The sequence below is a fragment of the Gulosibacter sp. genome (assembly GCF_052090685.1).
Taxonomy (GTDB): Bacteria; Actinomycetota; Actinomycetes; order Actinomycetales; family Microbacteriaceae; genus Gulosibacter.
Genome location: NZ_JBQDBE010000013.1, coordinates 93621 through 113041, shown reverse-complemented (window position 1 = coordinate 113041; position 19421 = coordinate 93621). Strand labels below are relative to the sequence as shown.

Annotated in this window: 19 protein-coding genes; 9 read left to right on the top strand and 10 right to left on the bottom strand. The window is 63.5% G+C overall.

Going from position 1 to position 19421, the window contains the following annotated elements:
- Window positions 1–82: 82 nt before the first annotated feature.
- The gene (locus tag ACTHXA_RS10205) at window positions 83–799 is read left to right on the top strand and encodes an MBL fold metallo-hydrolase (protein WP_441671994.1); all 717 of its coding nucleotides are present in this window, start codon (window positions 83–85) and stop codon (window positions 797–799) included.
- A gap of 47 nt (window positions 800–846) precedes the next feature.
- On the opposite strand, the gene ACTHXA_RS10200 is transcribed toward ACTHXA_RS10205, so the two are convergent.
- The 5 genes from ACTHXA_RS10200 to ACTHXA_RS10180 form a co-directional block, all read right to left on the bottom strand.
- Entirely contained in the window at window positions 847–1707 is an 861-nt protein-coding gene (locus ACTHXA_RS10200) for an ABC transporter permease (protein ID WP_441671992.1), read from the bottom strand.
- 100 nt (window positions 1708–1807) lie between these two features.
- Window positions 1808–2821 carry an aliphatic sulfonate ABC transporter substrate-binding protein gene (locus ACTHXA_RS10195; RefSeq protein WP_441671990.1) on the bottom strand — a complete coding sequence of 338 codons (1014 nt, stop codon included), beginning with the start codon at window positions 2819–2821 and terminating at the stop codon, window positions 1808–1810.
- A gap of 136 nt (window positions 2822–2957) precedes the next feature.
- Window positions 2958–3797, bottom strand: coding sequence for an ABC transporter ATP-binding protein (locus ACTHXA_RS10190; RefSeq protein ID WP_441671988.1), 840 nt, complete (start codon window positions 3795–3797; stop codon window positions 2958–2960).
- 228 nt (window positions 3798–4025) lie between these two features.
- Window positions 4026–5549, bottom strand: coding sequence for a catalase (locus ACTHXA_RS10185; protein ID WP_441671986.1), 1524 nt, complete (start codon window positions 5547–5549; stop codon window positions 4026–4028).
- An 82-nt stretch (window positions 5550–5631) separates the two neighbouring features.
- Window positions 5632–6063, bottom strand: a complete 432-nt coding sequence (locus ACTHXA_RS10180; protein ID WP_441671984.1) for a Fur family transcriptional regulator — start codon at window positions 6061–6063, stop codon at window positions 5632–5634.
- A 250-nt stretch (window positions 6064–6313) separates the two neighbouring features.
- Between ACTHXA_RS10180 and ACTHXA_RS10175 the strand changes: the two genes are divergently transcribed.
- From ACTHXA_RS10175 to ACTHXA_RS10145, 7 genes are all read left to right on the top strand, one after another.
- Window positions 6314–7174 carry a spermidine synthase gene (locus ACTHXA_RS10175; RefSeq protein WP_441671982.1) on the top strand — a complete coding sequence of 287 codons (861 nt, stop codon included), beginning with the start codon at window positions 6314–6316 and terminating at the stop codon, window positions 7172–7174.
- A gap of 127 nt (window positions 7175–7301) precedes the next feature.
- Window positions 7302–7718, top strand: coding sequence for a hypothetical protein (locus ACTHXA_RS10170; RefSeq protein ID WP_441671980.1), 417 nt, complete (start codon window positions 7302–7304; stop codon window positions 7716–7718).
- Between the two features lie 84 nt (window positions 7719–7802).
- Complete coding sequence (locus ACTHXA_RS10165; RefSeq protein ID WP_441671978.1) at window positions 7803–8369, top strand: hypothetical protein; 567 nt, start codon at window positions 7803–7805, stop codon at window positions 8367–8369.
- Window position 8370: 1 nt separating this feature from the next.
- Window positions 8371–8847, top strand: coding sequence for a SprT-like domain-containing protein (locus ACTHXA_RS10160; protein ID WP_441671976.1), 477 nt, complete (start codon window positions 8371–8373; stop codon window positions 8845–8847).
- Window positions 8848–8910: 63 nt separating this feature from the next.
- A complete protein-coding gene (locus tag ACTHXA_RS10155) occupies window positions 8911–9987 on the top strand; it encodes a threonine aldolase family protein (protein WP_441671974.1) in 1077 nt (358 codons plus the stop codon).
- Between the two features lie 121 nt (window positions 9988–10108).
- The gene (locus tag ACTHXA_RS10150) at window positions 10109–11062 is read left to right on the top strand and encodes an ornithine cyclodeaminase family protein (RefSeq protein ID WP_441671972.1); all 954 of its coding nucleotides are present in this window, start codon (window positions 10109–10111) and stop codon (window positions 11060–11062) included.
- 52 nt (window positions 11063–11114) lie between these two features.
- Window positions 11115–11657: an EVE domain-containing protein gene (locus tag ACTHXA_RS10145; protein ID WP_441671970.1), complete on the top strand. Its 543-nt coding sequence runs from the start codon at window positions 11115–11117 to the stop codon at window positions 11655–11657.
- 41 nt (window positions 11658–11698) lie between these two features.
- On the opposite strand, the gene ACTHXA_RS10140 is transcribed toward ACTHXA_RS10145, so the two are convergent.
- The 3 genes from ACTHXA_RS10140 to ACTHXA_RS10130 form a co-directional block, all read right to left on the bottom strand.
- Window positions 11699–12235, bottom strand: a complete 537-nt coding sequence (locus ACTHXA_RS10140) for a DUF4916 domain-containing protein (RefSeq protein WP_441671968.1) — start codon at window positions 12233–12235, stop codon at window positions 11699–11701.
- 115 nt (window positions 12236–12350) lie between these two features.
- Window positions 12351–13796, bottom strand: coding sequence for a phosphomannomutase/phosphoglucomutase (locus ACTHXA_RS10135; protein ID WP_441671966.1), 1446 nt, complete (start codon window positions 13794–13796; stop codon window positions 12351–12353).
- Between the two features lie 59 nt (window positions 13797–13855).
- The gene (locus tag ACTHXA_RS10130) at window positions 13856–14071 is read right to left on the bottom strand and encodes a DUF3499 family protein (protein ID WP_441671964.1); all 216 of its coding nucleotides are present in this window, start codon (window positions 14069–14071) and stop codon (window positions 13856–13858) included.
- 81 nt (window positions 14072–14152) lie between these two features.
- Between ACTHXA_RS10130 and ACTHXA_RS10125 the strand changes: the two genes are divergently transcribed.
- Complete coding sequence (locus ACTHXA_RS10125; RefSeq protein WP_441671962.1) at window positions 14153–14590, top strand: hypothetical protein; 438 nt, start codon at window positions 14153–14155, stop codon at window positions 14588–14590.
- A 46-nt stretch (window positions 14591–14636) separates the two neighbouring features.
- Here the strand turns inward: ACTHXA_RS10125 and ACTHXA_RS10120 are convergent, their stop codons facing one another.
- Together ACTHXA_RS10120 and ACTHXA_RS10115 are read right to left on the bottom strand one after the other, a co-directional pair.
- Window positions 14637–16271 (bottom strand): DUF5719 family protein, encoded by a 1635-nt coding sequence (locus tag ACTHXA_RS10120; protein WP_441671960.1) that lies wholly within the window; start codon window positions 16269–16271, stop codon window positions 14637–14639.
- Window positions 16264–19263 (bottom strand): glycosyltransferase family 2 protein, encoded by a 3000-nt coding sequence (locus ACTHXA_RS10115; RefSeq protein ID WP_441671958.1) that lies wholly within the window; start codon window positions 19261–19263, stop codon window positions 16264–16266. The genes ACTHXA_RS10120 and ACTHXA_RS10115 overlap by 8 nt, the downstream gene beginning before the upstream one ends.
- Between the last annotated feature and the right edge of the window lie 158 nt (window positions 19264–19421).

Sequence of the window (19421 nt, the reverse complement as noted above, 5' to 3'; positions counted from 1 at the left end):
TCTACTTGAGGCAACGAATCAACCTTCCCGGAGGTATTGACATGAGGCAACAGGTACCCCAGTTCCGGCGTACCCTCAAGTCATGACGCATCCATACCTGCCGCACCTTGATTCCTTCGGCTCCGTTGAGCTGCATTATGCCGAGTTGAACGACTTCGAGAACAACTGCTATGTCATCGTTGACACCACGACCGGTTCTGCGCTCATTGTTGATGCTGCCGATGCCGCGCCCTATGTGCTGCGGCTGCTCGACACCGCGAATGAAGCCGCGCTCGCCGCTAGCCGACCCGAGGTTCAGCCGGTCGGCATCCTCACCACCCACAAGCATCCCGACCACTGGCAGGCACTTGCCGAGGTCAAGGAGTCGCTCGGGGTGCCCACGATTGCGGGCGCCGCGGATGCGCCCGAGATTCCGGTGGCCACCGATACCTTGGTGGCGCACGGGGACACGATTTCGGTCGGCGAATTGCGCCTCGACGTGATCGGGCTACGCGGACACACCGACGGTTCGGTGGCGCTCGCAATTACGGTGCCCGGCCAGGCACCGCGCCTCATTACCGGCGACTCGCTGTTTCCCGGAGGTATCGGCAATACCTGGGACGATTCGGAGCGCTACGAACAGCTGCTCACCGACTGCGTCGAGCGACTCTTTCGCCGCTATCCGGATGAGACCGTGTTCTATCCGGGGCACGGCTTGCCTTCGACGCTGGGCAAGGAGCGCGGGTTCCTCAACCGCTGGCGACTGCTGGGCGGGCTGGCGGCCGAGAACCCGGCGAAGGATGCGTACTCGCCGAGCTAGCACGTTCCGCGGGTTCCGGCCGGGTCACACAGCTCTGTCAGGCCCGCTCAGGCCCACTTCTTGAGCGCGCGATTCTCGAAGAAGGCGAACAGGGTGTCGCAGAGCTTGCCAATCACCGCGAGCAGGATGATCGCGAGAATCATGCGATCCACTCGCCCGTTGTTCTGGGAATCGACGAGCAAGAATCCGAGGCCTTGCGAGGACGCGAGCAGCTCGGCGGCGACCACGAAGAGCCACGACTGTGCCAGTGCCATCCGCAGCCCCGAAAGAATCGAAGGCAGGGAAGCCGGGATCCGCACCGAGAGCAGCAGCGATACCCCCTGGAGCCCGAAGGCTTTGCCGGCTTCGATCAGGTGCGGGTCGACGTGGCGGAGTGCCGAAGCCACCGTGGTGTAGACGGGGAAGAACGCGCCAATCGCGACGAGGGTGACCTTCGCATCCTCACCAATACCGATCCAGAGTGCGAGCAGCGGCACCCAAGCGAGCCCCGTCACGGCACGGAAGGCGCCGACGGTCGGGGCGAACAGCAGGTGCGACACGCGCGAGAGCCCGATGACCGAGCCGACGATGACGCCCAGCAGTGAGCCGATGAGGAAGCCAAGCAGTACGCGCTGCAGTGAAATCCCAATGTGCCCGAAGAGCTGTCCGCGGTCAATGAGATCGACCGCGGCGTCATACACGCGGATCGGTGCGGGAAGCTGCACCGGAGTGAAGAGTCCCACGCTCGTGGACCACTGCCAGAGCGCGAAAAGAATCACCGGTACGATCGCGCCGATTGCCCAGCCGAAGGTGCGGCGGCGACGCTTGGTTGTTGCGTCTGTCGCGGGTGCGTCCACCTTGGGGTCGGCTGCCGACGGTTCTTCCGTGACGACCGCGACCTGTGGCTTTGGGTCGAGGGTGGAGACCATGCTTCTCTCGTTTCTTTGTGCGCGTTTCTTTGTGCGCGTGGTGTGTGGTTCGGCGTTTCGCGGCGGGCTGCTACTGCCCTCGGCGTTTCGCGGCCGGCTGCTATTCGGCTGGTTCCGTCTCCGACGTGCCGGACGCCGCGTTCTGCGCGAACTGCGGGTCAAAAATCGTCTCGAGCGCGTCGTTGAAGTCTTCTTCACTCGCGACATCGCCGCCCTCGACCATGAAGCCACCAATGGTCTCGAGTGTCGGAGCGAGCTCCTCAAGTTCCGGCACCGGGTTGACACTGAAGTCGAAGCGGCTCAGCGCAAGCTCTGCGACCTCGGCTTCCAGGCCCGCTTCGTCCATGTAAATCTGCAGCGCGTCTTCGGGGTTGGCAGCAACCCATTCACGGGCCTGCTCATAGGCGTCAATCACGAGTTGCACCGTGTCCGGGTGCTGCTCAATGAACGACTCATTCGCATTGAGGAAAATCGGGCTGACCAGCGCAGCGTCGGTGTAGAGAATTCGCTGGCCGGCAATCTCGCCATCCGCCATGATCGGATCAAGCCCCGACCACGCATCCACGGTGCCGTTCTCGAGCGCCGCGCGACCATCCGGGTGCTGCAAGTTCTCGAGTGTCACATCGTCGGCGCTGAGGCCGTGCTGTTCGAGTGCCTGCAGTGCGAAAAAGTACGGGTCCGTGCCGCGGGTTACCGCAATCGTGCTGCCCGCAAGGTCTTCGACCGATTCGTACTCCGAATCACCGGCAACGACGAATCCGAAGCCCTCGGATGCGTGGGTGATGAGGATCGTCTTGATCTGCGCACCGTTCGCGCGAGCCTGCACCGCGGGGCCGCCGCCCGTGGTGGCGATGTCGGCGGTCTCGGCGCGCAGTGCTTCATTGGCCTTATTCGATCCGGCCGAGAAGATCCAATTCACATCCACGCCCTCCAGCTCGTCTTCGAGCCAGCCCTGGTCCTTGATCACCAGGCTCAGGATGTTGTAGGTCGCGTAGTCGATATTCAGCTCGGTGAGCTCTTCCTCCGCGGCTGCCGAGGAGCATCCCGCGAGCGCAGATGCGGCGATGGATGCGGTGGCGAGCGTTGCGAGCACGCGCTTCAATTTCTGGTGCATGGCTGGTTTTCCTTGACTGTAATGGTGGCTGAGAGCTTGTGAGTGGCGGCGTGCGGTGAGCGGTGCCTGTGGTGGTCGTGCGGTGCTGCCGGCGCTGGCGGCGCTGCCGGTGCGTGCCGACGGTGTGTGCCGCGGCCTACGCTTCGGAGGACAGCTGTACGCCGAGCTTGTCGAGAAGTCGGTGACGCAGTGCGCCGAACTCCTCGGAAGTGGTGCTGCGGGGGCGCGCTTCTTCGGGTTGAACCACGTCGATAACCGTGGCGCCGGGAACCCGCCCACCGGACTGCTCCTGAGCGCCGAGCACGATGACGGTGTCGGCGAGCTTAAGTGCCTCATCAACGTCATGTGTCACGAAGAGGACCGTGGTGGGCGAAGCCGCGTGCACGTCGAGCAGCAGGTCGTGCATTCGCAACCGTGTGAGTGCATCCAGGGCGCCGAAGGGTTCGTCGAGCAGCAGCACTTCCGGATCGCGAGCCAGCGCTCGAGCGAGGGAGGTGCGCTGCGCCATCCCTCCTGAGATTTCGCGCGGTCGGTGGTCGGTGAATTTCTCTAGCCCAACGAGCTCGATGAGTTCGCGCACCCGTGCCGCTCCCGCATCCTTGTCGATGCCTTTGGGAAGGCCAAGGGCGACGTTCTCGAACACCGAGCGCCAGGGAAGCAAGCGAGCTTCCTGGAAGGCGACACCGCAGCGGCGATCGTATGACTGCACCGGAGTGCCGTCGATCGTGGCGTCGCCTGTGGTGGGACCGTCGCCGAGGCCCGCAGCGAGGCGAAGTAGCGTGGATTTCCCGGATCCACTCGCACCGATGATGGCAACAATGTGACGTGGCGGGACCGAAATATTAATGTCGCGAAGCACGAGGTGCTCACCATCGTTCGATGGGAAGGACTTCGTAACATTCCGGAACTCCACCGTGCCCGCACTTGCGGAGACCTTCTGTGCCGCCGGGATTCGGGGGCTCGTTTTTGTTGCCATGCTCGCTCACTTCGCCGCACTGCCTAGCGCCGAATTTCGGCAATCTCGCGCGGTTTCGCCCAGCGTAATCCGCGTGCAATATCGGATTCGACTCAGACGTAATAAAGCGATCGATCCTGAAATGCTTCGTCATATACCGACAAATCGACCCCCGTGAGTTCGTCACGGGGGTCGATTTGTGTTAGGTCGGCGAGAGGGTGACTCTCAGAGCGGGGGATCAGCCCGGGCTCAGTTGACGAGTTGCTTGTCCTCGTCGCTGCCCATACCTGGGACGGAGTCGCCGCCAGCATTTTCAAGGACGCGCTGCTGGATGCGCTCACCGATGGTCTGGTCAACGTTCTTCCAGTACTGGAATGCGTTCGAGAGCACCGGCTCGATCACGCCGTCGAGGGCACCGGCAACGGTTTCCACGAACTGGTCGCGCTGTGCGTCGTTGAAGACCTCGCGCACGAGTGTGCCGGGCTGACCGAAGTCGTCGTCTTCCGCGTGCAGAGCGTAGGCGCTGCGGACGAGCTCGCCATCCGAAGTCCAGGTGTTCTCGACCGGGCCGGTCTCGTCAGCGTGCGGACGACCGAAGGAGTTCGGTGCGTACACCGGGGCGTTGCCCGAGTGGTCGAAGCGCATGTTGCCGTCGAAGGTGTAGCTGTTGGTCTTGTTGATCGGACGGTTCACCGGCAGCTGCGCGAAGTTCGTGCCGATGCGGGCGCGCTGTGCATCCGCGTATCCGTACATACGACCCATGAGCATCTTGTCGGGTGAGATACCGGTACCCGGTACGTAGTTCGACGGAGCGAAGGCTGCCTGCTCGATCTCAGCGAAGAAGTTGGTGGGGTTCTCGTTGAGGGTGAGCTTGCCAACTTCGTGCAGTGGGTAGTCCTTGTGCGACCAGGTCTTGGTGAGGTCGAAGGGGTTGAAGCGGTAGTTCTTCGCGTCGTCGTAGGGCATGACCTGCACCTTGAGCGTCCACGAGGGGTGGTTGCCCGCTTCGATGTTGTCGAAGAGGTCGCGGCGGTGGAATTCCGCATCCGACCCGGCGAGTTCCTCTGCCTTTTCATTCGACAGCGTGTGAACGCCCTGGTCGGACATCCAGTGGTACTTCACCCAAACGATCTCGCCGTCCTTGTTGATCCACGAGTACGTGTGCGAGGAGTAGCCGTTCATCTCGCGCCAGCTGCGGGGAAGGCCGCGCTCACCCATGAGATAGGTGACCTGGTGTGCGGTCTCGGGGTTCTGCGTCCAGAAGTCCCACTGCATGGTGCCGCTGCGCAGACCCGAGTCAGGCAGGCGCTTCTGCGAGCGGATGAAGTGGGGGAACTTCATCGGGTCGCGAAGGAAGAACACGGGGGTGTTGTTACCGACGATGTCGAGGTTGCCCTCTTCTGTGTAGAACTTGAGCGAGAAACCGCGCACGTCACGCCAGGTGTCGGGCGAGCCCTGCTCACCGGCAACGGTCGAGAAGCGTGCGAGCGAACGGGTCTTGTTGCCCTTTTGGAAGATGTGCGCGTGAGTCCACTGCGACACATCTTCGGTGGCCTCGAAGACACCGAAGGCACCGGCACCCTTGGCGTGCGGGTTGCGCTCGGGCACACGCTCACGGTTGAACGCCGAAAGCGTCTCAACCAGCTGCACGTCGTGCAGAACGATCGGACCGTTGGTGCCCACGGAAAGCGAGTTGCGGTCGCTCTCTGCGGGTGCGCCGTTCTGGCGCGTCGACGGCAGCGTCGGGTCAATGTTGGATTCGAACTGGGTCACAGTCACTCCTCGATATTGGATTGGCGGAATGTGGGTTGCGATTCAAGTATTTAGTTGGCGGCAGCAGCGCATTCGGTACGGTCTAGCTCGCTGCGGCGGCGCATTCGGTGCAGAGCCCGCGATACGTCACCTCAGCCAGACGCACGGTGACGCCATCCGCATGAGGGAACATGCAGGGTGCTTCACCAACGGCGCAGTCAATGTCGACGATTTTTGCGCACTCATCACAGATCAGGTGATGGTGGTTGTCGTCGGTGCGGGTCTCATACCTGGCCGGAGAGCCGGGTGGATCAAGCCTGCGAACCAGACCGCTCGCGAGGAAGTCATCCAAACTCACATACACGGCCTGCTTCGTGAGACTCGGCACAACGGCAGCGGTGTGCGTATAGATCTCGTCGACGGAAGCGTGCGGATGCGCATCAAGCACATCCAGCAGCGCGAGACGACGTGAAGTCACACGCAAACCTGCCGCGCGAAGGCGGTGAGTCCAGGTGTGGGATTCGGTCGTCGTCATGCATCCCAGTGTAGCGCTCTTTTGACCAATTCAAAAGATTAATTTGATTGATTCAAAAGATTAGGGTCCCCTAACTTCGCCCCGCTGCGCTGCGTCGCGCCCGCCCAATCTGCGCGGGAGGTCTAGGTGAGCGTCGCTCTGCGCGGCAGGCGGGTTCTGCGCGGCAGGCGGGTTCTGCGCGGCAGGCGGGATCTGCGCGGGTGGTGGGAGGGCGCGAGCACTCGATGCGGGAAGTGGGAGGATGGGAGGCATGGCACGGAAGCGGCGAGACACGAACTTCACGGCGACGCTCGCATCCGGGCGCAAGGCGGAAGCGCACAAGGACGGCGACTACATCACCCTCTTTGTGGATGGCACCCCGCAGTCCAGCATCAACCTCAGCGACCCGAGTGAACTGAGCTTTGGCTACGTGCGCCACATGGGGCACGTGCTCGATCTCGCATTCCCACCAAGTCAACCGCTCACGGCACTGCACCTCGGCGCCGGAGCACTCACAATCCCCCGCTTTCTCGAACACACGCGCCCCGGGTCGCGACAGCAAGTCATCGAACTCGAGCAGGATCTCGTTGATTTTGTGCGTGAGATTGCGCCGCTGCCGAGCCACGCATCCATCCGTATCCGCTATGGCGACGCGCGAGCACAACTACTCAAACTCCCGCGCGGATTACACGGCTCGGTCGACGCATTGATCGTGGATGTGTTTTCTGGCGCGCAGACTCCCGCGCACGTCACGAGTCTCGAGTTTTTTCAGGAGATCAAATCGTTCCTCGCGCCGGAAGCCATCTTGCTCGTCAATATTTCAGACGGCTACGACCTTTCCTTCGCCCGCGGCGAGGTCGCGACCATCCGAGAGGCGATTGGGCCGACGCAGCTCATTGCCGACCCGGCGGTATTCAAGGGACGACGATTCGGCAATATTGTCGCGGTCGCGTCTCTCGAACATCGCGAGTTCCCGGGCCTCGCGAGGCTCGCCGCAAGTGGGTTTCCGCCGGCGACAGTGCACAGCGGCAGTCAGACTCACAGTTGGTTGCGCGGTGCGGCGCCGGTCCGGGATGCGGAGGCCAGTGCGTCTCCCGCGCCCGGCGGCAGCGTTTTCGGCGTGCGTTCGTAAGCCGAGCGTCCAGTCGTGGGCTGAACGTGCAGTCGTTTACCCAGCGTCCGACCCTAAAGCCAGCGTCCTGTCGTAGGCCCGGAGTATCCTGAACCCGGAAAAGGCACCGCCGCCTGAGGAGGCATCCGTGAGCACATCATCCAACCCAAGCCCACTTCCGAAACGACTCCACCTCAAGCCCGACGCAACCGTGGCGTTTTGGCCAGAGGTCAACGATCTCCCGTCGGCAGTCCAGGATTTCGCATCCGACCACACCACAGTCGCAACCATCGACGAAGCCGACTTCGTTGCGGTGAACGCACCCGATCACGCCACCGCAACGAAGTTCCTCGATAGCCAACTCACAAACCTCGCCGAAACTCCGGCGGTGTGGCTGATCTACCCGAAGGGCAATCGCACCGATATCAATCGCGACTCGCTGTGGACGCTCCTTGCCGAATACGGTTGGCGAGCCGTGTCGAATATTTCGATCGACGATACAAACTCGTCGATCCGCATCCGACCGCTGAAGCCCGGCGAAGAACCGCGAACGCTCGAGAAATAGGCCCCGTGCTGAAATAACCGCAAAAATCCGGCACCCCGGCGGTGCCTACCTACTTCCCAAACTCAAACCGCTAACCTCGTTGGCGTGTCTGACTCCCCGATTATCCTTGGCTACGATCCCGAGACGCTGCGCGAACGCATCGACGCGGATGCTGCTGCCTCGCGCCTCGAGGAAATCGAACGATTCCGTTCCCTCGCCGCGTTGAACGAGCAGGTCGCGTTACTGCGGATGCTCGGAAGGCTCGATGAGGCATTTGAGAAAGCGCAGGCGGCGCTGCGCCAATCGCGCTTCACCGGCTCCCGTGAGGACTCCCTCGCGGCACGCGTTCGCCGCGCGCAAGTAGAGCAGTATCAGGGCAAACTCGATACTGCGCTCAATGAGCTGACGAGCTGCGTTGAGGAAGCGGTCGCCCACGAGTGGGGTGAGCTCGCCGGATTCTCGCTGCAGCATCGCGGCAAAGTGCTCGCGGAACTCGATCGTCTCGATGAGGCGCTGGAAGACTTTGAGCGCGCCTTGAAATATCGCGAATCGGACGGGATCCCGGCGGACGCCACCAACTCGACGAAGTTCGCGATTCGTGCGGTGCGGGCGAAGCTCGAAGGCACTTCCACCGAGGAAATTGACGAGCCGATCACCACGATCGACAACTGACTTGGCCGACCTCGGGGACGTACGTCAGTGGGCAAACGAGCTCATTGCGCAATATTTGGATGACTCATGGTCGTTCGTGTTCGACCGCGCAAAAACCCGCGCCGGCAAATGCAATTTTGACCGTCGCGAAATCTCCGTCTCGCGCTACCTCGCCGAGAAACACACCGATGAGCAGGTTCGGCAGACGCTGCTGCACGAAATTGCTCACGCCAAGGTAGGCGCCCACGAAGGGCACGGATTGGTGTGGCAGCTCTACGCGGCCGAAATCGGCTACGTCGGCGGCCGCACCCACCAGGCCGAAATCGCCGACGAGTTCGCGAAATGGGTCGGGGTGTGCCCCAACGGGCACGAAATCTATCGCTTCCGGAAGCCGAAGGAACGCGACGTCTCCTGCGCAAAGTGCTCGAAGCGATTCGACCGCCGCTACCTGGTGACTTGGAGTCCGCGCACACCAGATTCGAACGCAAAGACGGCATAGTCGCTGCAGTCGACCTCGTTTCTGGAGCCCGCGCACAGCGCCATAGCCACAAGGAGAAGCACCGTGACGGAATCGCTGCACAATCCCGAGAGCATCCACTTCGGGTCCGATAACTACGCGGGCGCGCACCCTCACGTCATTGACGCGATCGCCACCGCGAACGGCGGCCATGTCCCCGGCTACGGCGACGACCCCTACACCGCGCGGCTCGGCGAAGTCGCTCGGGAGCTCTTCGGCGCACGGGCGGAAATCTATCCGGTGTTCAACGGCACCGGAGCGAACCTCGTCGCGCTCCAGGCGATGACCCCACGCTGGGGCACCGTATTAACCGCCGCCAGCGCCCACATCAACACCGATGAACAGGCCGCCCCCGAGCGCATCGCGGGGATCAAACTCCTCACCGCGGCCGAACCAGACGGCCGGCTCACCCCGGCCGATATCGCACGGGCTGCGAGCGCCACCTCGCCACAGGATCCACACCGGGCCTATCCCACCGTGCTGTCCTTTTCGAACTCCACCGAGCTCGGCACGGTCTATTCCCGCGACCAGACTCGGGAACTCGTCACCGCCGCACGCAAGGCGGGGATGCGCATCCACCTCGACGGCTCGCGGCTCGCGAATGCGGCCGCAGCCTCGGGCGCGACACTCGCCGAAATGAGCGAGGGCGTCGATGTGGTTTCACTCGGCGGCACCAAGATTGGTGGGATGATCGCCGAAGCGATTGTGGTTCGCGAACCGGATGCGGTGGGCGGGATCGAGATTATCCGCAAGTTTTCGATGCAGCTCGCATCCAAGCAGCGTTTCGTTGCCGCGCAGCTGCTCGCACTGTTTGAAGGTGACCTGTGGCTGGAAAACGCCAGCCACGCGAATGCCCAGGCCCGGTCGCTCGCCGCGAAACTCCGCGAGGCTGAGGGCTGTGAAGTGCCACTCCCGGTCGAGGCGAACGCCGTTTTCGCGAAGCTCCAACCGGGTGTTGCCAATGCCGTCCGTGCCCGCGGCATTAGTTTTTATGATTGGCCCGCGCTACCCGGCGTAGTACGGCTGATGACCGCGTGGGATACCCCCGACACCGCAATTGATCGACTCATTCAAGCAATTCGCACGGCCACGCAGCAGATGGCAGGCTCCGACCAGCGTTGACCAGTTAGCATTTGGGAAACGTTCGTCCTCCGGTCGAAAGCGCGGCATGGTCGCCACCAGCACACCGTTCGTCCGGCAGGATCAATAGAGGCACGCTCAGGACGCACACGAAGGGCCAATAGTGACGATTCCGCACATCACCACCCAGCACATCCGTAAGCACGTGACGTATCGGAACGCGATCGATTCGCTCAAGGATGCGCTCCTCAACGGCGTCGAACCGGCTGAGGATTTCGCTCGGGAAATTTTGCCCCTAGCCGACGAAAAACAGTTACTGTTCATGCCCTCGCAGACCTCTCGCTGGGTGGGTGCCAAGCTCATTTCCGTGAACCCGGGGAACTTCGGCCGCAATAAAGACCGCGTCCAAGGCCTGTATTTGCTCATGGATGCAGAAACCACCACCCCGCGCGCCATCATCGACGGCGCCGAGCTCACTTCAATCCGCGGCGCTTCGGTCTCGATGGTGGTCGCCGACCAGCTGCTGCCCCGGGACCCGGTGCGGATGCTCATGTACGGCTACGGTTCGCAGGCGCGCTCGCACACGCTGGCGATCAAATCGATCCGCCCCACGATGGAGCGCATGGTGGTCACCGGCCGCAATCCGGAGAAGGCCGAGATGTTCGCGGCGAATGCATCCGAGCACGGATGGTTCGCGCGCACCGGACTTTCCATCGACCCGAACAGCATCATCAAGGACAGCGAAGTCATCGTCTGCGCGACCGGAGCATCCGACCCGCTCTTCGATTCCGATGAGGTGAAGCCGGGCACGCTCGTTATCGCCGTGGGTTCGCACAATCACGACCAGCGAGAGTTGGATGCGAAGCTCATCGCCCGCTCGAACGTCATCGTCGAGGATGTCGAGACCGCGATGCGCGAGGCTGGCGACATTGTGCTCGCGGCGAAGGAAGGTGCCATCGACGCGGACTCGCTGATTCCGATGCGTGACTTCGTGCGCGGCGAGCGGAAGATCGATCCGTCAAAGCCGACCGTGTTGAAGACGGTGGGTATGTCCTGGCAGGACCTCGTCGTTGCGGGCGAGATCTACGAACGCGTCCCGAAGACCGAACTGCGCTAACCCCGCTGCCGCGCGGATAGAATTCGCGCAACGAGACTTGAGGGGTGCACGATTGGCGATCCGGTATTGGCTGATGGTGCATCCCCTCGATCGTGCACGGGAGTTGATCGAGGGTGGCTACGCGCAGGTTGCCTGGGGCGGCCCGGAGCCGCTTGATCGGATGCGGGTCGCCGATGGTGTGATTCTCTACTGTCCGCGGGAGTCGAATCCAGACGGTGAGCCCTTGCGCGCGGCCGTGCAGGCGGGCCGGGTCACCTCCGAGGCGCCCTATCAGCCCGGGACTGCGGGCAGGTCGCCCTGGCGCGTGAACGTCGAGTGGCTCCCGGATGCGCGCTTCGCGTTTATCCGCCCGCTTCGCGATCTGCTTGAACTCACCCGGGATTCAAAATTCTGGGGCGAGAAGCTACGCCCGGGCTGGGTCGAGATTAGTCGCCGCGATTTCGAGATTTTTGAGGACGCGGTGCGTCGCCCCTCGCCGAACCCGAGCGCGTTCATGCTTCGGGCACTTCGCGATGGGGATGCGGCTGGCGGGGCGGGGTTGGCGGGAGACGATCCGGATGGGCTGGATCGAGATCGTCCGCGGTTGATTCGCTAGCGGCGACTCACGACGCGCCGGGGTTCACCAGGCGCAGGTGCTTACCAAGCGCCGAGGTACCCCAACGCGGTCCGCAGAATCTTCCCGCGACCACCCTCGAGTTCCTCAAGCAGGTCCGGGTCTTTTGCTTCCTCCGGGGTGACCCAGGTGACCTCGAGCGCATCCTGTCGCGGCGCGCACTCCCCCGTGACCGGCACAATGTACTCGAGCGCCACTGCGTGCTGCCGTTCGTCGTAGAGATCGGTCATGGGCAGCGGCGAAAACTCGCCGATCGTAAACGGCGAAAGGTCAATTGGCACCTGTGGGAAGGCCATCGAGCCGAGATCCTTCTCAAGGTGGCGCATGAGCGCACCGCGAACCGTTTCGCCATAGTGCACGCGACCCGAAACGAAGCTGCGGGTAATCATCCCGTCGTTGGTCGCTCGCAACAGCAGGCCGATGTGTTCAACTCGGCCAGCTTCATCCACACGAACCGGGATTGCTTCGACATAGATAATTGGTATTCGTCGTCGAATCAATTCCAGATCGTCTTCACTCATCCAGCCGGAGGATTCGGGGTCTGGTGTGCGTACGTCCATACTGCCAATTGTGCACCATTGAAGTTGCACGCGGCATGCGCGAGCGGTGGCGGCTGGCTTGCCGGCTCGGGCTTCCTACTCGGGCTTTGCTCCTATGGGGTGCCCCGGCTTTGCGCTAGTCCTCTCGAATGAGCGACAGTGCCCGATCCCGGACCTCCACCATCAGCGCATCCGACGCCGCCTCGACATTGAGCCGCAAGAGCGGCTCGGTATTCGAGGGGCGGATATTCGCCCACCACCACTGTTCGCCACCGGCGGCGAAGGTGAGACCATCCAACTCGTCAATCGAGGCGCCCACCCCTGCCGGGCCGAGGTCCGTGACCAGGCGTTCATAGGCGGCAGGAACATCCGCAACGGTGGAGTTGATCTCACCCGAGGCGAAATACGGTGTGTGACGAGCGGCAAGCGTCGAGACTGGCTCCGCGGACGCCCCGACGGTTGCGAGCACGTGCATGGCCGCGAGCATCCCGTTATCGGCACCCCAAAAATCGCGGAAGTAGTAGTGCGCCGAGTGCTCCCCGCCAAATACCGCGCCGCTGCGCGCCATTTCAGCCTTAATGAGCGAGTGGCCCACACGGGTGCGAAGCGGGGTGGCGCCGGTGGCGCGGATGGTTTCGGCGACGTGACGGCTCGTGAGCAGATTGTGAATCACGTGGATGTTCTGCTCACCTTCCTGCCCGGCTCGCGCAATCTCGCGGGCCGCGACAATCGCGCACACGGCGGAGGGCGAGACCGGCTGCCCCTGCTCGTCGACCACGAAGCAGCGGTCCGCATCCCCATCGAAGGCGAGACCGAGATCCGCCTGTTCTTCGACCACGCGCCGCTGCAGGTCGACAAGATTTTTCGGATCCAGCGGATTCGCTTCGTGATTCGGGAAGTTGCCGTCCAGCTCAAAGTACATCGGTACGATCTCGAGCGGCAGCCTCGGCAGGCCCGCGGCTGTGCTGAGAACCGCCGGGACGGTGTAACCGCCCATGCCGTTGCCCGCATCCACCACAATCTTCAGCGGTCTGATGGCCGAGAGATTCACGAGCTCGCGAAGGTAGCTGGCATAGTCTGCGAGCACCTCGGTCTCGGCTGCGGTGCCGGGGTTGGGGGCTTCCGGGATGCCCTGCTCGAGGTATTCGGTGGCGCGATCACGAATTGCGCGCAGCCCGGTATCGAAGGAAATGCCCTTGGCCCCGGCTCGGGAAATTTTGATGCCGTTATAGGCGGCGGGGTTGTGCGAGGCGGTGAACATTGCCGCTGCGGCGTTGCGATCCCCCGAGGCGTAATAGTTCATGTCCGTCGAACACAGGCCAATGTGCACGGGGTTGGCGCCGCGCAGCCGCGCACCTTCCGCAAAAGCCTGGGCATACGCGGGACTCGAGTCGCGCATGTCGTGGCCGATGACGAGCTCTTCGCCGGCGAGTTCCAGCTCATCGGCGGTGGCAGCGCCGAGTGCCCTGGTGAGCGGTTCGGTGAGGGTGTCGCCCACGAGGCCGCGGATGTCATAGTTCTTCACCACTTGCTGCAGGTCGCCGTGCTCGGTAGACGCTGCGCGCTGAGTCCCAATATGCATGGTCGATAACCTACCCCGACCAAACGACATTGTGGTGCAGAGTGGGGTTTCGCGCGAAGCTAGCGCCAATCCTGCGTGATCGGTGCGGGCTTGATGAGATTCCAGCCTTCGGGCACCGTCGTGCGGGAGGCGTGGAGGCCGCAGAGGTCATAGCTGTGTGGCTCGGCGCGGAACGCGAGGGGTCCGATCGCGGCCATTTTGTCGTCGTAGTCGAAAGTGAGCGTGAACTCCGCCCGGCGGGAGCACGCTACCCGACAGCAGGGGCGGGAATGCATAGGCTAACGATAGCGGCAACGAGCGAATCCGGAGATATGCACAGCCGAGCGTTCCGAGATCCGCACTGTAGGCTGATGGGTATGGCAAGTTCGAGGCGAAGCGTTGGCAGCCGGCGCAACCGCGGCTCGCGTTCACGGCACGGACGGGCGTTACGCTCGAGTGTCGCGGGTCCGCACCTGCCGCAACTCACCGGCCGCATCCCTCGCTTTCACCAGGTGGTTGGCGAGACCGTCGGATTCCTACGTGCGGTCGCACCGGAGGCGATGAAGGATGTCAAGGTCGGCATCGCATCCATGCCCGCTTCCAATGAGCAGGGCCACAATAATTCGAACCGGTGGCACGTCGCATCAGCGGACCGTGTCGTGCTCTTCCGCGTCCCGATTGAACGGCTCGTGAATATTTCGCTCTCCGAGCCGCGCGACCAGGTGCGGTATCGCGAATACGTCGAGCACACGGTCATGCTCGCAGTCAATGACCTCCTCGGCGGCGGGCTCGAGGACATTCTCCACCGGCACTAGCCGCTCGCCTACGCCACCTTGCGCGAGGCCAGCCCGAGCATCCGCGTTACTTGACCACCCGGATGGGCTCCGCATCCGCATTGCCAGGAACTACCGGTGCGCTCGCGAGCTGACCCGGTGCGGAGAAGTGTACGGCCGCGGTGAGCCCGGTACCGCCCTCGATCTCGACCGCGTCGCCGCCGGTGACGGCCACCGTGTGGGTTGCGAGCGGTTCAATCGTCACCGCCTGGCCGTCGATCTGCACTTCGGTGGCTTCCTCGCTCGCGTTGAAGATCGCGAGTCGCGGGCTGGGGCCTTCGGGAATGGGCACGAGCTCGCTGCCGACCAACGTCGAGGATGAGGGTACCCACGCGAATTCATTGCCGTCCAGCGGCGAGACGCGGCCCGACAGGAGCACTGGGAGGTCGGAATCGAGCGTGATCGTGTACTCGCCCTCGGGTACATCCGCATAGGGCAGCTCGACAATTCGAGTCGCCGCCAATTCGATTTCCTGCGTGTGCGCAACTTCACCGTTCGCGTCAATCGCGCTGAGGGTTGCCGTCGCCACTTCCTCGTTGGGGTTGAGGATGCGCAGGGTCGTGCCGATCTCTGCCGGTGCGGTTACTTCCGCATCCGGCCTGCCGTACACGAATATGCCGGGCAAGGACTGCTGCGTTGCGGGCAGTGCTGTGGCTCCGACGATCTCGGACCCCATCGGGGTGAGGGTGTCAGTGATCGTCTCGTGGAGGAACGCCGAAACACCCGAGCCGGTAGAAGACACCTTCATCGCGAATGCCGAGGCGTCCGGATTCACGCCACCGAGGCTGAGCGAGTAGCGCTCGCCCGGGCCCACGACGACCTCGGCGGGCCCCGGCACCACGACGCCCTCGATGCTGTACACCTCAAAGTTCACGCGGGCATCGGTGTTTCCGGGGTTAATCACGTCGAGCACGAGCGTGTGCCCGATCGTGGTTGCGCCACCCATAAGCCACTGCGTTGCGCTCGGCTGGGTGCAGTTCGTCACGGACAGTCCCGTCGTGTTCGCCGTACCGATGGTGAGCGACTGCGAGGGGCTCAACACGGTGCTTTGGCCGTCGATCTCACCCGGCGCTTCCACACTGATCGGATCGGTGCCTTCTTCACCGAGCTGCACGATCTCGACTTCGCTTCCGGACACTGCCGAATTCACAGTGCTCTCGCCCACGGAGACCGCTTCATTCGCATCGCTCGCGAGCCCAAGCTGCTGCAGGGAACCCGCGCAGACCCGCTGCTGATCGCCCGCGGCGGGCGCAAGTTGGATGGATTCCGCAACGGCGGTGTGCTCCGGCAGCGGCATCCAGCCAAGCGCCCAGGCGCTGGTGGCCACGATGCCGAGCGCCGCAATCGCGCCGAAAGTCTGGGCGACCGCGCCGACGACGCTGCGGCGACGGGCAATTGCCTTGCGTCCCCGCCTGCGACGGCGCGCTTTGCGCACGCGCCGAGCCATAGTGGAGCCGCCAGCACTCGTTACGGTTGCCGCGGATGCGGTGGTCGACGGCGCGGTCTTGTCGATCTCGAGCGCCTCGTCTTCGTATTCCGCGGCTTCAGTCTCGGCCACGGCTTCCGGATCGGGGACCGCGTAGGGGTCGAACTCCGGCGGGTTGAGCAGCTCCTGGTCGATGTCCGGGCGGTCAGTGCCCGGGCGGTCAGTGTCTTCAGCCACGAAGTCCTCCTCGTGATCCCGCGTCAATGTGATCGCCGGTTGCGTCGGAATACACGCGAACCGTGTCATCGGCGAGCGAACCGTATTGATCAAAGTCTTGCTTTGCGACTTCGTCGAGCTGCTCCCAGCTTCGCGTGCCGTAGGTCGCTCGGGAGCGCACGCGGGCAGCCAGGCCACCGGTCGGCAACGACAGCAGCACCACGAAGACGAGCACCGCGGCCTGCACAATCAACATCAGTCGACCCAGTTCGTTCTGCAGGTTGGTGAGGTCGAGTCGCTGTGCGAGTTCAGGGTCGGTGGGCTGTTCGGCGGCGTTCACGACCTGGAAGAGCATGCCGTACTCCCCGGTGTCACCGGCGGCTTCGAGCGCCTCGTTCGTGGACAGTGCCGTAACGAGCCGCTCCTCCAGTGCACCACCGCTGGTGGGTGCATCCACAATCAGAACAAAGGCGATACCGAGTTCGTGCAGCTGCGCCGTGGGGTTCGTGGCACCGGCCGAGAGGAATCCGACCGCGATCTCCGCAAGCCGCTCATCGGTGTCGCTCGGTTCCATACTCGTCGTGGACAGGGTGGAGATCTCATTGAGCTTCCAGCCCGAGCCACGCTCGAGGTGGACGTGCAGCTCATTCTGGGCAAGCGGCGTAACCACAAGGGTGCCGAGTTGGTTGGCCGACTGGCCCTGCGCATCCACGAGGGCGGGCAACGTCCGAGCATCCGAGGCTTCGACCTTCGCATTACCCAGCAGGTGCACGGGCGCGAGCGGCACGATCAGCAGCAGCACCCCGACGAGTGCGAGTGCCGAGACCGGGATACGCACCGGGCCAAGGTAGGCGGCTCCCGCGAGTGCGGCACCGATGAGACCGAGGTAGCCAAGGGACTGGGCCGGGCCAACCCACAGGTAGACGGGCTCGCCCGCGAACTGCGTGAGCGCGATGCCTCCGGCGAGTCCGGCGGTCACCAATCCGAGCGCTGCAACGCCGATTCCCGCGAGCGAAACGCGCCAGCCGCGGGTGATGAGCGCGTACAACGCGAGCAGCGCCATCGGGGCGAGGACAATGGCGAATGCGAGCCAGAGGTTGATCTCGAGCCCGAAGCCCTCGAGGAATTGTGGCCAGCCGCCGAGCGACTGTTCGGGGAAGAGCAGTGCCGATTCCCAGCCTCGCGTCGGTTCGGTAGCGACCGGCAGTCCCGGATCAGCGAATACCGCCTCGAGACGGCCGCGGTTGAATTGCGACACGACCAGCGGCAGGAACATCGCAATCGCCGGGATGGGGAGAAAAATCTGGCGCACCCAGCCGCGGCCGGCGATGACCACCGACACGATCCAAATCAGGATCAGCGCCGGCATGAGCATTGGTGAGGATGCGGCGATCACGAGAGCGAGCAGTGAGCAGCCCGCCGCGGCAGCCCAGCTGCGGCCAGCGGCGAATCCGGTGAAGAACAGCCAGGGCAACGCAATGTGCACGAGCACCGCGCCGAGGCGCCCTTCGGCGAGCGCGACAAAGAGGGTTGGGGAGGCCATCCACGCAATTGCCCCGACTGCGCGCAGCCACGCGCGCTGAGTGATTCGGGCGAAGAGGTACCAGGCTCCGACCGCAGAGAGTGGGATGGCGATGATCCAGACCACCACGATGATGAGGCTCGGATGCCAGAAGGTGATCGTGCCGAGGATGGCGAGGAGGAAGGTGAAGGGATCGGCGACGCCAACCCCGCCACCGGCATCCCGCAGACCATAACCGGTATTACCCCACAGCTCACCAACGTTGGTCGACAGCGGCAGGAGCGCCCCGCCCGCGATGGTCGCGCTACGAAGAAGCGGGAAGAGCAGCACTATCGCCGCAACGACGCCGAGCAGCACCACCCATCCGCCACCGCCGGTAATGAAGTTGAATCGGTCGCGGCCCTGCTGCATGATCGCGCGATACTCGTCGCGCCGGTTCGCGCCCATGCGTCGCCACTCGTGCGATGAAATCAGCAGTTGGTCGAGGCTCGAGAAGGGATGCTTGCTCGTCGCATTAAATTTGCGACGAGCGGCACCGATTCGGGTGCGGCCGAAGAGCACGGTGAGGGCGGCGCGAAAATCGGGCAGGATGCGGCCGGGCTGTTTCCGCAGCAGGTGCAGCACCGCGCGGCCGAAGGCACCGGGGATCAGCAGCAGCCAGCGGAAGAAGAATTCGATCCGGTTTGACCACACGAGTTGTCGGTGGAGCATCGCGGTGCGTTGGATGCGATATCGCTGCAAGGGTCGGGTTTTGCGGCCGTAGCGCGCGGTACCGGAGGCTTTTTCAGCCTGCGATTCGACCCGCGCCCCGGGACTCAGCAGGACGCGACCGTTGCTCAGCCAGGTGCGGACACAAAAGTCGAGGGCGTCGTCAACAGCATCGAGCCCGGGATCGAAGCCACCGAGTCGATCCCAGGTGTCGCGACGAACGAGCATCCCCGCGGAGGCAACCGCGAGCACGTCAGAAAGGTGCTCGAACTGGCCCTGATCCAGCGCATCCTCGTGCAGCAACACCGACTCACCGTTTGGCGCGACCGACTCACCGTATTCAACGAGCACTGCGGGATCGTCACTGCGGACCACCTTTGGTCCGGTGATCTCGAGTGAGGGGTTACGTTCAGTCGTGTCGAGGAGCTCTTCGAGCGCGTCCGGGTCGGGAACATTGTCTGCCGAGAGGAACCAGAGCCAGTCGTTCGGGTCTTCGCCAGCGGCACCGAATTCTTGGATGCGCGCCAGGTCGCCCTCGTCGATCTCGCTCAGTTCGCGCACCGCAGCCTGCAGCGCTTCCCCGAAGGATGCTCGTTCATCGACCGACACCAGCAGGTCGGGCTCGTAATCGGCCATGATCTCGCCGGTGTTATCGCGTGACTTAATGTCCACGAGCACGGTGCGATTGGGTCGCCAAGTTTGCGCCCCCAAGGCCTCCAGGGTGCGCCCGAGGGGATTCGCCGCATTGTGCGCGACGACGATGGCAGTAACTCTTGGTCGCATTATCCGAATGCTAGTTTCGGCGTTCGCGGCGACGGGTATTGATTAACGGCAAGCCGGAAACTGTTTGAGACCGCGGCCACGTGGGGTGGCGCCGCGGTCTCAAAGCGTGCTCTCCTCGCGTCACACGCGTGACGCTCCAGCTGCAATCGATCCTGCCC